Genomic DNA, 13966 nt, shown 5'->3' on the forward strand with positions numbered 1-13966 from the left:
ACGCGTCGTCGTCGGAGTTGTACTTCTCCACGGTCTCCATCCGCTCGATGGGGAACCGCCCGAAGTACAGGTCGGCGAAGGTGCGGGCGACCTCGGTCGCGCGGTCGGCGTTGACGACCAGTTCCCCCCGGTGCACGGCACCGTCGAAGCCGAGGAAGCTCAGGTTGATCAGCCGCAGCTGGTCGGGACCGACCGGGCAGCCCTCGTGCCAGCTGTTCCCGAGCCGCTCGGCGGAGACCGGCTTGATGACGGCGACATAGGGCGGCAGACCACTTCCGGCCGGAGCGGCGACTTCCACGGTCTGGGTCGTGGCAGCCGGCGCCGGCGCGGCCACGGCCAGCACGACGGACAGCGTGAACGTGATGACAGTGAGAACTCTGGTTCTCAGATTCATGACGAATACACACTTTCTCTCGAGTTTTTCTGCAGCAGAGCGGGATTCGAGGGACAGCGATGCGTCAGGGCACCGTGCTGCCGACTGCGCCGGTTGTGTCCAGGACGGCGAAGTCCTCATCGGAGGCAGCGAATCCACGGTCTCCGGCCGACCGGAAGCGGATCAGCTCACCGGTCTCCTCGGGCGCGGTGCCGGCGTGATCCGGTACCGCGGCCGTCACTCTTCGCCATGCGGCCTTCCGCCTTCCCCCATGGACGATCGCCATTCCGGACAGTGCCGGAATCGCCACCGTTTCATCCCCCAGCCGGGTGGTGACCCGCTCGTGGGACCGAACGTGCCAGCGACGAGCGAGCAAAGTCAACTTTCCTGAAAACGTTTCAGCCCACCCCGAAAGGAGCACTTGGAGGGCCTGCGCCGACAACCTTTTTCGGACGTCGCACCGCATCCGCGGCCGTCCCGCCAGCCACAGAGCAGATTTGAGGAACGATCGTTCTTGACTGATCGTTCCTCAAAAGGCTACCGTCATGGCATGGGTAGACGAAGGGCGTTCGACGAGGACGAGGTGGTGCACGCCGCCGTGGGGTTGTTCGGGAGCCGCGCGTACGACGTGTGGGGTTCCAGAAGTCGGTTCATGCATCCGACCTGCGGCAATGGGCACCTTCGACGAGTAGGGCATGATCGCCGGCCATGGCGCTGCGTTTGCTCTATCTGATCTTCCTCCGGCTTGTGGGTCTGCCGGTGTTGCTCGGGCGCTCGTCGGCGTCCAAGGACGTCGAGTTGCTGGTGCTGCGCCACGAGGTCGCCGTGCTGCGCAGAGGCAACCCGAAACCTCGCCTGGACTGGGCCGACCGGGCCGTGTCCGGCTGCTGCCCAAGACGCTGCGAACACACCGGCCGGCTACCCCGGGCACGATCCTGCGCTGGCACCGTCAACTGGTAGCCACGAAGTGGACCTATCCACATCGGGTCGGCAGCTGGGGCTACAAGAGGATTCAGGGTGAGCTGCTCAAGCTCGGACATCGGGTCGGTGCCTCGACGATCCGGCGGATCCTGAAGCGAGCACGCATACCTCCCGCGCCGGCCCGGCACACCGACACGACCTGGCGGCAGTTCCTGCGCACACAGGCCTCGACGATGCTGGCCTGCGACTTCTTCCACATCGACTGCGCGCTCACCCTCAAGCGGATCTACGTGTTCTGTTCACCGCGGCCACCGCGCGATACCTGCCACCGTCCCCAGCCGCCGCGTCCACCGCGCCGACGCTGGAGCACTGCCACCCGCTCGAATGCGCCAACGTGGCGCTCACGCTCGCGACCGACGCGGGTGGCTGGCGTTCGATCAACCGCGTCGGGCTGCCGATGATCCACCCGCTGTTCACGCAGTACAACGAAGATCTCGGCGACCGGCTCAACGCCGGCGTGCCTGCGGACGACTACGCGACCTACGGCGACCTGGTGGGCAAGGAGATCGCCGGGGTCGTCGCGGCATACGGCACGGCCGAGGACCCGCAAGCCTACGGGGAAAAGCTGGCGCACAGGTTCTTCCCGAACGTGCTGCCCTACACCGTGGGCACGCCGGCGTCGTTCGGCTTCGCGGAGTGGAACGGCCGCGCCCTGACCGACAACGCGCCCGACGTGATGTTCTCGACGGCCGCGAACACGCCGATCCGGCTCGGCATCGGCCGCGAATCGGTCACCAGCAAGCCGGCAGCGGAATTCCCGTACGTGCCGCCGGTTGACTGAAAAGCCTGCCAACGAAAGGAATCACCATGTCCAAGATCACTGTCGGCCGCGAGAACTCCGAGGACATCGAGATCTACTACGAAGACCACGGCAGCGGTCGGCCCGTCGTGCTGATCCACGGCTACCCGCTGAACGGGCATTCGTGGGAGAAGCAGGAGCGGGTGCTGCTGACCGCCGGGTTCCGGGTCATCACCTACGACCGGCGCGGGTTCGGCCAGTCCAGCCAGCCCACCGTCGGCTACGACTACGACACCTTCGCCGCGGACCTGAAGGCGCTGCTGGACCACCTGCAACTGGACGACGTGGTGCTGGTGGGGTTCTCGATGGGGACCGGCGAGGTCACCCGCTACCTCGGGACGTACGGCTCGGGCCGGGTGCGCAGGGCCGTGCTGATGGGGGCGATCCCGCCGTTCCTGCTCAAGACCGCCGACAACCCCGAAGGTGTCGACAAGTCGGTGTTCGACGATATCAAGGCGGCGGTGATCAAGGACCGGCCCGCCTACTTCAAGGACTTCCTGGACAACTTCTACAACGTCGACACCTACGCGGGCACCCGCATCAGCGACCAGGCGTGGCAGAACAGCTTCACCGTGGCCGTGGCGGCGTCGGCGCACGCGGCCTACGCCTGCGTCGACACGTGGCTGACCGATTTCCGCGCGGACCTGTCCAAGATCGACGTCCCGGTGCTGCTCGTCCACGGCGACGCCGACCGGATCCTGCCGTACGAGGCGACCGCCGCGCGCCTGCCGGGGCTCATCAAGGACCTCCAGTTCGTCACGGTGCCCGGTGGGCCGCACAACATCGCGTGGACCCACCCGGACGAGGTCAACAGCGCGCTGCTGGAGTTCCTCAACCGCTGAAGCAACCGGGCGGCGGGTGCGCTGCCCGCCACCCGCCGGCCACGCCTCCGCCGGGTGGTCGGGTAGAACTGCGCGCTGGCAGCTGAGGGATTCGAGACGGTGGACTACCCCATGGTCGTTGTGACGACGACCGCCGGGCATCGCCGGGCGGGGTGCTGGTCGTGTTCGCCGCGCAGTGCAGCCTCGCCCCGCCGCGGTTCATGGTGTGGCTGTCGAAGAACAACCACACCTTCGAGGTCGCCGCCGGGCGTCCACGCTCGTCGTGCACCGTCTCGACACGACGGCCTCCGGGCCGGCCGAACTGTTCGGCAACCACACCGGCTTCGACACCGACAAGTTCACCCGCGGCCACTGGCAACCCCCACCCCGGACAGCGTCCCCCGAGCTCGACGACTGCCCAGCCTGGTACGCGGGCGAGATCCTCTCCCAGCACAACACCGGCGGCCACGTCAGCCTGCTGCTGCACCCGGTCGCCGGGCTAGTGCGTCTGCGCGACGTGAGCTCGCAGAGCAGTCCTCGTGCTCGGAGCTCAGCGTGGCGTACTCGGCCAGCTGGCCGACTCATGCCGCGACGACCACGTCGATCAACCAATACCCGGCCGCCAGCGGTGCCCTTCCGCGGTGACCGTCGCACAGTCCTCCTCGAACGTCGCCGCTCGCAGGCGAACCCTGCTCACCCGAAGTTACGGCCCTAAGCGCAGACAGCACGAAGCCTGAAGAAATGCCACGGAACTGAGACTGATCTTGGGTGACATCACGGTGAGACAACCGAGAAACCCCAGGTCACGCAAGATCGACATGTCACGGCCGGTGAGTCCCTACAGGCGGAGTTCCGTCCGGGGCTCGCGGCGAGTACGGCGATCTCCTGCCCGTCCGGCCCGCCAGCGGCATCCCTACGCAGTGCCTGCGCCGCGAATACTTGACGCACTACGGCATGACCCAGCCCTACAGCCACCGCGACCGGCTCCACAGCACCCTCTGCTTGTGGACCTGGTTGGAGCGTGACCGTTGACCGCCGGGCTCGCGGGCTAGAGTCCAGGGTAGGCAGTGGTCTGCTGGCGCGACCGGAAGTACGTCACGAGCGCTGTTTCAACGGGCGTGATCTCGATATAGCGGGGCGGATCATGAGCTATGACCACTCGATCTATCTGCCGACCTCGAGTTGCAGCCCGTGCCAGGCCCTCGCCGCTCAAGGACCGACACATCAACTTTTCGGGCCGGTATCAGTTCAACATCGTGCCAGCTGGCCAGGCAGTGGCTACGCCACTGCGTGACCCAGACGCGACTGACAACTTGGACGCACGCTCCGCGTATTCACCCGCCGGATCCGGATGGTGGGCGATCGTTGAGTTCAGATGTCCCGCACAAAGTGACGCCGAGGCGCTCAGTGCTCGCGGTTACCAGCGCAGATTGGACTTTCGGCAGTGGTCGGACGGCGCCGGGGTCCGTACCGTCGCCTCCGTGGACAGCACGATGATCAACCGTGAGGCTGCGACCGGAACCGCGGTTTCACGGCGGGCATTTGATCCGGGAACCATCCTCACCGCGGCTACTGCGGTGGCCGCCGGTCTGAGCATGGTGAACCTCTGGTGGGCTGTCCCGGCTGCCATCGCCGCGTTCCTGGCAGGACGGCGGCCTGGACGGACGGCGCCGACAGCGCTCGCCCTGGTCGCGATTCTCGCGGCCGGTGTGGTGGCCTTGTCGATCGTTCCAGCTTGGCTACCGCTGGCCGGCCGCTTTGTGACAGTGGTGGTTGCAGCCACGATGCTGCCTTGGTTCGCCGGCCGGTTCTGGTGCCAGTATCAGCAGCTTGTCCGGGCCGGGTGGGAGCGCGCCGATCAGCTGCAACGGGAGCGGCGACTGATCGCTGATCAAGCCCGGCTGCGCGAGCGGGCACGGATCGCCCGGGACATGCACGACGTGCTCGGCCATGACCTCAGCCTGATCGCTTTGTCGGCCGGCGCGCTCAAACTCGCGCCGGAGCTTGAAGAACACCACCGAAGGGCCGCCGGGGACATCCGAGCCAGAGCCGCGGCCGCGGTGGAGCGTCTCGGCGAGGTGATCGGTGTCCTGCGTGAGGAGACCGACACGACGCCGATGGACCCCGACGACTCCAGCCTCACGAGGCTGATCTCCGAGGCTTCTGCGGCCGGTCTGACGGCGGAGTTGCGCATCGACGGCGTGGCGGACGACTTGCCGACCGTGGTCGAACGGACGGCTCACCGGGTCGTGCAGGAAGCACTGACCAACGTGGCCAAGCACGCGTCCGGCGCGACCGCGACTGTTCACCTGACGCATACGGCCACAGAAACCGAAGTCGTCGTGGAGAACGGCCCGCCATCGTCTGCGGCCGGCCAGTGGCCCCGGCTTCGGAGCGGAGGGCGTGGCCTCATCGGTCTCGACGAGCGTCTACGGTTGATCGGCGGTTCGTTCGACCACGGCCCGCGCGAGGGAGGTTACGCAGTCGTCGCGCATATCCCGCACACACCCTCGCCACCGCTGCGCTCGTCCTCAGCCTCTCGCGGTGACGAGTTGCCGCAGGAACATCGCCGCGCTCGGCGCCGGGTCAGCCGGGCTCTGGTCGCCGCGGTCATGGTGCCCCTCGTGACGGGAGCTTTGCTGAGCGGAGCTCTCACGGGTTGGGAGATGCTGTCGGCGTCACAGTCGGTCCTGGACCCACGCGACTATGCCCGGCTGCAGGTGGGGCAAGATCGTTCCGAGGTGGAGCGTTTCCTGCCGGACCGGCAGACGAACTATCGACCGCTGACTGCCGAGCCGACGGGAGACGGCATAACGTGCGAGTACTACGCGATGACGGCGGACCGGTTCGACGACCGGTCCGGCGACGCCTACCGGCTCTGCTTCCGGAAGGACGCCCTGGTGTCCCTGGACACGATCACCCCGTGAGCGCTCGATGATCCGGGTGATGATCGCCGACGACGAGCCGATGATCCGTGCAGGGGTACGCGCCGTCCTGGCCACGGATCCGGACATCGAAGTCGTCGCCGAGGCCGTCGACGGGCACGACGCCGTCGAATTGGTCCGACGCCATCGTCCCACGGTGGCCGTACTCGATATCCGCATGCCGGGAATCAACGGCATCGACGCCGCCGCGGAAATCCGCAACGCAGTGCCGACCACGAACATCATCATGCTGACGACCTTCGGCGAAGACGACTACATCCTCAAGGCACTCGGCGGTGGCGCAGCAGGCTTCCTGATCAAGTCGGGCGCGCCCGAGGAACTGATCACCGGAGTCCGTGCGGTGGCCGAAGGCGCCGCCTACCTGTCACCGAAAGTCGCGGCCCGGGTCATCGCGCACCTCGCTGCGACGGGCGCGGGCACCCTGGCCGGTCGGCGCTCCGCCGCCCGCGACCGGGTAGCCGCCCTCACCGCCCGGGAAAGAGAAGTACTGGCCTTTCTCGGAAGCGGCCTGTCCAACGGGCAGATCGCCCGGCGGCTCCATGTGGTGGAGGGAACGGTCAAAGCCCACGTGAGTTCCATCCTGGCGAGACTGGGCGTTGAGAACCGGGCCGCAGCCGCGGTCGTGGCCCACGAAGCCGGGATCATTCCGCCTCAACCTTCCCAGCCGTGATGCCGCCCTCTGGGCAAGGGGCAGGAACGCGAGCAGCACCGCCGCCACGACAGCGCCGCCGAGCGTCGCGCCGGCGAGCACATCGTGCGGGTAATGAACCCCCACCAGCACACGCAGCAGCGCGGCAGCCCCGGCCATCGGCAGCGTGATCGCGGCGAGGCGGGGCCGTAGCACGGCGAGACCGACGGCCAACCCCGCGGCAAGGGTGGCGTGGTTGCTCGGGAACGACCAGTCCCCCGCTCCAGGGCATTCCGCGACAGATTCGGCGCCTGCGCGTAACGCACGACAAGGACGCTCCTCATCCACGACGAGCTTCACCGCTTCGCTCACTGCATAGGCCGCGACGGCGCCGAGACCGGTCAGAACGGACCCACCGACCCCGCGTGCGTCTTTGCGGCGGACTGCCGTCCACCACACCCAGGCCAGCAACATCCCGAGGATCACAACAGTGCCCTCGGTGGCCACTTCCAGGAGAGGACCCAGCCACGACGGTGCCTCCGCCACCGCCCCGGTCACCGACCGGTACGCGGACGCCGAAGGCCCACCCGTGACCTCCACGGCACCAGCCTCGCCCAGCCCACCGGGGGAGAGCCAAATGACGACTCCTGCTCCCACGCCCAAGACGGCCGGCGCGCCGAGCAGCCGACCGGTCAGGACTTTCATACGCGGTTCTCGTTCCATGAGGCCCGAACGTAGAAGCGGGAGTAGCCGGAAACCCGAGCCGAACGGCAACACCGGACCTCGACGATCGTCAGGGTTGACAGCTACAGGCAACCCTCGTTCCGCGAACTCATCGTCATCGGCACCAACGAGGGTTTGGCCACCGCCCGCGCCCGCCGGGTGCACGCGCCGCGGCCGTCCGCCACGTGACACGCCGATCATGGTCCCCGAGCCAACGTGCGCGATCACAGGGCCCGGGTGAGGTGGATGATGCGTTCGCGGTGTCCAGGAGGTCCGCACGGCCGCTGGGAAGGAATCCCGCCCGGTCATACAGGCGCCGAGCGCGCTGATTGTCTTCCCCGGTCCACAGGTGCACGAGCGTGTGGCCCTGGCGGACGGCCTGCTCGTACACCGCGTCGAGCAGCGGTTGCCCGATCCGATTCCCCCAGTGGTCCGGATCGACGAAGACCATCGAGAGGTGACACAACTCCGGCAGGACTTCGCCGGCGCCGTCCCGGTCCGGGCCCGGCTCGGCCAGCGCCATGCCCACCACGTCTCCGACCCGCTCGGCGACGACCACCAGGGCGGCGTCGGCCAGTTTGGCCCGGACCCGGGCGACGCGGTCCGGACCGGGCGTCTTACCCCGGGCGGTGTTGGCACGCAGCCAGACCTCCAGTGCGGCGGCATGGTCCCCGGGCCGGGCGATTCGAGCTGTGGTGGTCATCGGCCCAGTGTCGCCGGATGGCCGGCTCGGGCGAGCCAAGCATCCGGTGATCAACCAGGTGGGCGTTCACATGTCCGGCGTTCCGCAGGCAGGGCACGCCACCGCATCGCCCCTGGTTGATTCCCGTACAACGATCGCATCGCCAGCGTCCTCGACGCTCTCGATAGACAGCACGGAAAGCCCCGAGAGCACTGCACCGACCAGCTTCGCCATCTCAGCCACAAACGATCATGGCAACCCCTAAAACCCGTCTCCGCTGGGGACCAGCACACCACCACCGACAGTGCGCCAGAGCCGATCCTGGGACAGTCCCCGTGGCCGCGGCGCTGCGCGACTCAAGAAAGATCATCGTCTATGACCACGCCAGATGGCGACTGGAGGAGATCGATTCGAGCTAGGCTACGATCATCCCAGTTCCAAGATCGCGTTTCGCGATCGGTGGGGTAATACTGTGTCCGAGGGGACTTGAACCCCCATGCGTGGGATATCTCCCGTGTTTGGGGAGATCATGCCCTCATTGTAGCTCACAGTGACCGCACATGCATCCCAAGGGACGAGCCATCAGCGCGCAAGCGGATACCCGCGTGCGCGGGCACTCAGCGGGCTGGCGAGACTTTCAGAGAATCCGCGACCACATCGAGGCTCCACCCCCTGCGACCACCCACCGCGATCAATCAACCACGTCGCCGAGTGGAGGCGATTTGCCGCCATTCCGAGAACGCTCTCAAGACCGGTCCCTCGACAGCCGTCGCGCCGCAGACATATGCCAGCCAGCGGAGCTCTTCACATGGGAATACCGGCTCGCCAGATGAGTCGACCCACAGCATCACAGATTCATCCGAAATCTGTGTGGCATCCCACCACGACCAAGCCCGCAGCTCGGGGTCAAAGCAGAAGAGCCATTCTTGAAGTTCAAATGGTTCTTCACCACCGCGAGAGGCATATTGACGAACCCCCTGAGTTGCAGGATCGTCACGGCCAACTGAAACGGAGCCGCGCGTGACTTCCGCGAACCAATCAGGAACATTGCCTTCTGGAAGAAATTCCGATCCAGTAGATATTTCATCCGCAGAGCGAATAGCCGCAGACAAGACGGCGCGAATCCTGCTGACATATTCGGCCGAGCTTAGGCTGGTATCGACAAGGAACGTAGCCAGCACCGGGGGTCCTTCAAAATCCAATGCCAGGGAAGAGCCGACTCGCTCCAGCTCACCCACGAACCTTTGGGCGCTCATCCAACGATCCGTCCGGACCCAGGAACGATTGCTCCCCTGAGGTCATCGAACATGTTCGACGGGATTCCGTAAAGTCCCGGCGAAACTTTGGGGTCTGCAATTTCCGGCGACGTACTGCGAAGTTGGTTCCAATCGCGCCTACTGCCCGCGAATCCGCGCGGCATTCTCTGCGGGAGAGCCGACGCGCGCACCCGGTCCACAAATGCCCTATCTACGTCAAATCCTACGACCTGACCGTCGGCACCACGGAATTGCAGTGAATGCGAAGCGTCGCCGCTCAGGTTCAGGTACAAGCGACCCTCTCCACTCAGTGAGACGTTACCGCCGGCGTCGATCGCTAGGCGCTGACTCTCCGGATGCAAAGTCTGCGTGCGATAGACCGGGCAGTTGGTGTTGTGGACCAGGACTGACGTGTTGCCGGCGACTACATAGTACGTGTGAACGCTATCGACGGTCAGGTTGTAGGTACGGTTGACGGCATTGTAGCGATGTATCGCTCGCACGTCGATCCGGCCGCCACCCGGCGTAGCGAGCTGGTCGCCGATCTTGAGGTCGGTGGCTTCGGTCCAGGTACGGGTCGTCTCGTCCCAGAGGAGGTGGTGTGCTGTTGTGACAATGGTCTTCGGACCGTCCGACGTGAGGATCCCGATGTCGACGAAGTCACGGTCGTCGTCGGTGACGTGCACCGCGGGTCGCGCACAACGAGCACAGCTGGCCAGGAGAGCGCGTACGGCGCGCTCGCGCTGCGTTGCGCCTGATGTGCTCTTACCCAGCATGAGGTCATGGAGCCCTCAGACCTGGACGAAACGGTGTTACAACTGGCGGCCACGGCGTACCTCGGACGCTATACCGGCGTCTCGCGGACGCATTCGGAGTCGGACCTGCGGATCTTCTTCACCTGGTGCGGCGAACGCGACCTCGCACCGCTGGCGGCGCGCCGACCGCAGATTGAGCTGTATGTGCGCTGGATGCAGGAAGTTCGACGGTTCAAACCCTCCACGGTGTCACGCAGGATGTCTGTGGTCACCGGCTTCTACCGCACCTGCGTCATCGACACCGTGCTCGAGCACTCGCCGGCGGAGTACGTCCGGCGACCTCTCAACTGCAGGGCACGAACGGCGAGAACGAACCGGTCGAGCTCACCCCGCAGGCGATCATCAACAAGACCTACACCCAGTACTCGGCCACGATGGACGCGAACACGTCCCTTGACCTCACCGGCAACCTGGGGTCTGCAGTGGAGGTCGACACGTACGCCAACCCGGTGACAATAGCGGATCACTACGACAACACGCTGCTTGGCCGCTGCGACAGCTTCTCCAACAACTTCGGCCAAGGCTGTGTCGACCAAGCAGGCCCTGCCTATGTCGAGTACAACACGATCGACAATCCGCAAGTGGGACCTGTCGCCCAGCATGTACTGACCGCGATCCAGACGAAGCCCAGCCACTATGGGGACCCCAACACGAATCACCCTTTGACCAGGCTGACCGACAAAAAGGCCATCGATGCAAACCGGGCGGTCTCGTGCGCCGGCGTAGTCGTCACACCGGGAGTCACGTCCTGCGATGAGTACCCCCTGGCATCCAGCTACCAGGGCGGCAACGGTGCGGCACCCGACGACCGATCCACCGCCGTCGTTCCAAAAGGTGCGAACGACAGCCAAGGCGGGCTCACCCAGGGCTACTATGACTACTATCGTATCCTCGACGCTGACCCATTTTGGGTCCAGGCGGTCCTGGCAGACGGGACGAAAGCTTGGTAGGCACAACGACAAGGAAGTAGCACTCGTTGTCTGAATCACCCGATTTCACGGTGGTACTGGTCGTCGCCGCTCGTGACGGCCAGTACCACCTTCGCGGTAGCGACGGCATGGACAACATGTGGCCAGGAACGCAAGACGGCCTAACCGTGGGCGAGGACAACTGGCTGGCCATCCTGTGCGGAACGGAATTCGGTCCAGTCGAGGTGACCGTGCACTGCCTGTCAAGTCCGCCGCCTGCCGAGAACGGCTGGGAGATGATTGTCGAACGTGACCTCGAGGTCGACGACGCAATCGTGATCCGCGAACTGTACGTGCAAGACCAGCCTTCCACTGTTCCAGCAACGCCAGGGTGGAACCGGCTACGAATCTCCGTCCGCGCCCGATACGAGGCGGCGAGCACGGCCGCCGTTCTCGAGTCGCCGGTCGAGCAACACCTGATCCAGCTATGGCCAGTCACAACCTGGACAGAGTCACAGATCATCGCAGGACCCGACCGGTACGGCCAGAACTACCTGAGTTGAACGCGCTCGGCTCCGTCGGCGGCTGAATTAGCCGCCTGGCCAGAGCATGATCACCGGCTCCGCCAGCAAGCCCCGTACGGTGGCGCGCCCGCAAGCCGCCGGATTCCTGGTGAGCGTCGGCCGGAGCTGGGCGACGTCGGCGATCGCATCGGTCCTCTCCCGCTGAAGCAGTAGCTCTAGCTTTGTGGCGCCTCAACGAATTCGCAGGCCAGCAGCCCCATCACCCGGCCCTTTAGAGGGCTTGTCATAGTCAAGGGGCGAGCAGTCGGCAAGTTCGATGCCGGTGGGCTTGGCCGTCACTCCGCACGCCTGCCGTGACGAGGCCGCCAGCAGCGGTCGACGCACCGTCGACACCTGACTTCCGATCCAACGACTGGACCAAACTTAGGTATGGCAACGCATGCATTCGTCCGACGTGCCTTACCGCCCGGCCTACGACCAGGGCATGACCCGACCCCGAATCGACGCCGGCACCCACTTCGGCAAGCTCGGTGACCGCACATCCCCGCAGCGGTCTCGGGTCGGCCACCGCGACCTCGACGTGGTGAACTGTCGCTTCGAATCGCCGCAGTGTTACGCGCCCGATCACCGTCTGCAAACGCACCCTTGGGGCTGACCCGTTGTGACGGACAGGGTCGTTAAGGTGGTCAGGCTACCCAGTGGGTGGCTTCGTAGGTGTTGGGGCTGAGGTAGCCGAGGCTGGAGTGCAACCGGCGGGTGTTGTACCAGCCTTCGACGTAGCCGAAGATCGCCTTACGCGCGGCAATCCGGGTGGGCCAGCCGCGTCGGTCGATCAGTTCTTTTTTGATGGTAGCGAAAAACGATTCGAGGTGTTGCGACGACCAGTTGAATCCGCCCTGGCATCCACGATCGGAGTGGAAGATCACTCCGGATTCCGGCCGACGCTGGGCGACGGCGTTGTTCAACGCCTCGGCGATGAGGTCGGTGCGCAGGTGATCAGCGGTGGCCCAGCCAACGACGCGGCGGGAGTCGAGGTCGATCACCGTGGCCAGATACAGCCAACCTTCCCAGGTGTGGATGTAGGTGATGTCGCCGCACCAACGCGTGTTGACATCGCTTGCTCCGCACGAGAAATCTCGTTTGATCAGATCAGCCGGAGTGCTCGCGGCCGGGTCGGGGACGGTCGTGGTGCGCCACCGCTTCGGAGCTCGCCCAGCGCGGCCGGCGGCGCGCAGAAGTCGGGCGACACGCTTGCGGGAATGCCGCCGCCCGCGGTTGCGCAGTTCGGCGTGCAGCCGGGGTGTTCCGTAGGTGCCTTTCGATTCGTCGTGGATCGCGACGATTTCCTCGGTCAGTTCGATGTCCTGGCGTGCGCGGTTGGATGGTTCGGCGGAGCGGTGGGCGTAGTAGGCGGCTCGGGAGACCTTCAACAGGGTGCACGCGCGTTTGACGTTGCCTCCCTTGGCAGCGTTCTCCGCCTCGATGAACGGGTACACGTTCACCGGATCTCCTTCGCGAAGAAAGCTGTCGCTCGTTTGAGGATTTCCACGTCCTCGGACAGGCGGCGGTTCTCCCGCCGCAACCTGGCCAACTCGTCCCGTTCGTCGCTGGTCAGCCCGTCGGTGCGGGTTTCCGGCGTCCCGCTCGGCCTGGGCGACCCACTGCCGCACGGCGGTCTCGGTCAGGTCGAAGTCTTTCGCGACCTGACCCACCGAACGGTCGCCGCGCTGGCACAGTTCGACGATCTCGGCCTTGAACTCCCGCGTGAACGAACGACGAGGTCGAGGCTTCTTCTTGCCCATGGTCTCCATGATGAGGGACATCCTTCCGGGGGCTCACGCCCCCTGATCTCAGATGTCCGTCACAACGGGTCATCCCCACTTCGTATGGTCATGCCACAATCCCCAGTCATGCATGAGATCGTTATCGCGGCGCTGGTTCGTAAAGGTCGAGTCCTACTCGTCCACCGAAGTCCGAACCGCCATGCCTGCCCGGACGTTTGGGATCTGCCCGGCGGACACATCGAGCCAGGCGAGACAGAACTGGCGGCGCTCACTAGGGAATGCGCGAAGAACTGGGCGTGCAGATAGCAACAGGCTCGGCGATCCATCTGTGCCGGCTGGAGGCAGGCCACGGAGGAATCCGTGCGCTTCAGCGCCTGGCTCGTCGGCGAGCGGGAAGGGACACCGACCAACGTCGCGCCCGACGAACATGACGAGATTTGCTGGTTCCGTCCAGAGGAGGTCCCTCCGCTCGCCCACGAACTTATGGGCCCGTCGCTGGTGGAAGCGGCCCTTGGGACCAACGCTTCCCAAAGTTCCGTTAACCAAGATCACAAAGCGCTGACCAGCGCGTATGTACCGCCTCTTGAAGCCCGATCTCGCCGACGACGCCAACCCGTCGTGTTCTCCGGGAACAGCTAATGGGGATGTGTCTTCCCTGTTCAACGGCATGCTCGCGGCGCGAGATACTTCTCATGGCACACCAAGATCATCTCTGGCGTGACTATTC

General features: G+C 65.4%; 13 protein-coding genes and 2 pseudogenes. 9 read left to right on the forward strand and 6 right to left on the reverse strand.

From position 1 onward, the window contains the following. Positions 1-394, reverse strand: a pseudogene (locus ACFVYA_RS46470) (M15 family peptidase); the annotation flags it as partial. A 687-nt stretch (positions 395-1081) separates the two neighbouring features. On the opposite strand from ACFVYA_RS46470, the gene ACFVYA_RS46475 reads away from it, so the two are divergent. The 6 genes from ACFVYA_RS46475 to ACFVYA_RS46500 all read left to right on the forward strand — a co-directional run bounded on the left by ACFVYA_RS46475 (position 1082) and on the right by ACFVYA_RS46500 (position 6589). Beyond that, on the forward strand, positions 1082-1333 hold the full coding sequence (locus ACFVYA_RS46475; RefSeq protein ID WP_387054564.1) for a hypothetical protein: 252 nt from the start codon (positions 1082-1084) through the stop codon (positions 1331-1333). 355 nt (positions 1334-1688) lie between these two features. Next, on the forward strand, positions 1689-2135 hold the full coding sequence (locus ACFVYA_RS46480) for a hypothetical protein (RefSeq protein WP_387054566.1): 447 nt from the start codon (positions 1689-1691) through the stop codon (positions 2133-2135). A gap of 26 nt (positions 2136-2161) precedes the next feature. Further along, a complete protein-coding gene (locus ACFVYA_RS46485) occupies positions 2162-2995 on the forward strand; it encodes an alpha/beta fold hydrolase (RefSeq protein WP_387054568.1) in 834 nt (277 codons plus the stop codon). A 262-nt stretch (positions 2996-3257) separates the two neighbouring features. Further along, positions 3258-3689: a hypothetical protein gene (locus ACFVYA_RS46490; protein WP_387054570.1), complete on the forward strand. Its 432-nt coding sequence runs from the start codon at positions 3258-3260 to the stop codon at positions 3687-3689. Positions 3690-4455: 766 nt separating this feature from the next. After that, the gene (locus ACFVYA_RS46495) at positions 4456-5901 is read left to right on the forward strand and encodes a sensor histidine kinase (protein WP_387054572.1); all 1446 of its coding nucleotides are present in this window, start codon (positions 4456-4458) and stop codon (positions 5899-5901) included. Positions 5902-5908: 7 nt separating this feature from the next. Then, on the forward strand, positions 5909-6589 hold the full coding sequence (locus ACFVYA_RS46500) for a response regulator (protein ID WP_387054573.1): 681 nt from the start codon (positions 5909-5911) through the stop codon (positions 6587-6589). A 39-nt stretch (positions 6590-6628) separates the two neighbouring features. Here the strand turns inward: ACFVYA_RS46500 and ACFVYA_RS46505 are convergent. The 4 genes and pseudogenes from ACFVYA_RS46505 to ACFVYA_RS46520 form a co-directional block, all read right to left on the reverse strand. Continuing rightward, a pseudogene (locus ACFVYA_RS46505) lies at positions 6629-7471 on the reverse strand (phosphatase PAP2 family protein); the annotation flags it as partial. After that, complete coding sequence (locus ACFVYA_RS46510) at positions 7386-7973, reverse strand: GNAT family N-acetyltransferase (protein WP_387054575.1); 588 nt, start codon at positions 7971-7973, stop codon at positions 7386-7388. The gene ACFVYA_RS46510 and the pseudogene ACFVYA_RS46505, both read right to left, overlap by 86 nt. 674 nt (positions 7974-8647) lie before the next feature. Further along, positions 8648-9190: a hypothetical protein gene (locus ACFVYA_RS46515; RefSeq protein ID WP_387054576.1), complete on the reverse strand. Its 543-nt coding sequence runs from the start codon at positions 9188-9190 to the stop codon at positions 8648-8650. Between the two features lie 14 nt (positions 9191-9204). Beyond that, on the reverse strand, positions 9205-9894 hold the full coding sequence (locus ACFVYA_RS46520; RefSeq protein ID WP_387054578.1) for a Hint domain-containing protein: 690 nt from the start codon (positions 9892-9894) through the stop codon (positions 9205-9207). 503 nt (positions 9895-10397) lie between these two features. Between ACFVYA_RS46520 and ACFVYA_RS46525 the strand changes: the two genes are divergently transcribed. Both ACFVYA_RS46525 and ACFVYA_RS46530 read left to right on the forward strand, forming a co-directional pair. Continuing rightward, positions 10398-10973, forward strand: coding sequence for a NucA/NucB deoxyribonuclease domain-containing protein (locus ACFVYA_RS46525; protein ID WP_387054580.1), 576 nt, complete (start codon positions 10398-10400; stop codon positions 10971-10973). Positions 10974-10999: 26 nt separating this feature from the next. Then, positions 11000-11494 (forward strand): hypothetical protein, encoded by a 495-nt coding sequence (locus tag ACFVYA_RS46530; protein ID WP_387054582.1) that lies wholly within the window; start codon positions 11000-11002, stop codon positions 11492-11494. 647 nt (positions 11495-12141) lie between these two features. On the opposite strand, the gene ACFVYA_RS46535 is transcribed toward ACFVYA_RS46530, so the two are convergent. Next, positions 12142-13257: an IS3 family transposase gene (locus ACFVYA_RS46535; protein ID WP_387054584.1), complete on the reverse strand. Its 1116-nt coding sequence runs from the start codon at positions 13255-13257 to the stop codon at positions 12142-12144. Positions 13258-13365: 108 nt separating this feature from the next. On the opposite strand from ACFVYA_RS46535, the gene ACFVYA_RS46540 reads away from it, so the two are divergent. Beyond that, positions 13366-13545, forward strand: coding sequence for an NUDIX hydrolase (locus ACFVYA_RS46540; protein ID WP_387054586.1), 180 nt, complete (start codon positions 13366-13368; stop codon positions 13543-13545). Positions 13546-13966: the final 421 nt, after the last annotated feature.

This window comes from Amycolatopsis sp. NPDC058278 (genome assembly GCF_042881395.1).
In the GTDB taxonomy this organism is placed as follows: Bacteria; Actinomycetota; Actinomycetes; order Mycobacteriales; family Pseudonocardiaceae; genus Amycolatopsis.

Bases quoted from the DNA above. Each gene is read 5' to 3' on its own strand.
- ACFVYA_RS46535 (WP_387054584.1), bottom strand. From the start codon at position 13,257: ATGGGCAAGAAGAAGCCTCGACCTCGTCGTTCGTTCACGCGGGAGTTC.
- ACFVYA_RS46485 (WP_387054568.1), top strand. From the start codon at position 2,162: ATGTCCAAGATCACTGTCGGCCGCGAGAACTCCGAGGACATCGAGATC.
- ACFVYA_RS46540 (WP_387054586.1), top strand. From the start codon at position 13,366: ATGCATGAGATCGTTATCGCGGCGCTGGTTCGTAAAGGTCGAGTCCTA.
- ACFVYA_RS46525 (WP_387054580.1), top strand. From the start codon at position 10,398: ATGGACGCGAACACGTCCCTTGACCTCACCGGCAACCTGGGGTCTGCA.
- ACFVYA_RS46500 (WP_387054573.1), top strand. From the start codon at position 5,909: ATGATCCGGGTGATGATCGCCGACGACGAGCCGATGATCCGTGCAGGG.
- ACFVYA_RS46475 (WP_387054564.1), top strand. From the start codon at position 1,082: ATGGCGCTGCGTTTGCTCTATCTGATCTTCCTCCGGCTTGTGGGTCTG.
- ACFVYA_RS46510 (WP_387054575.1), bottom strand. From the start codon at position 7,973: ATGACCACCACAGCTCGAATCGCCCGGCCCGGGGACCATGCCGCCGCA.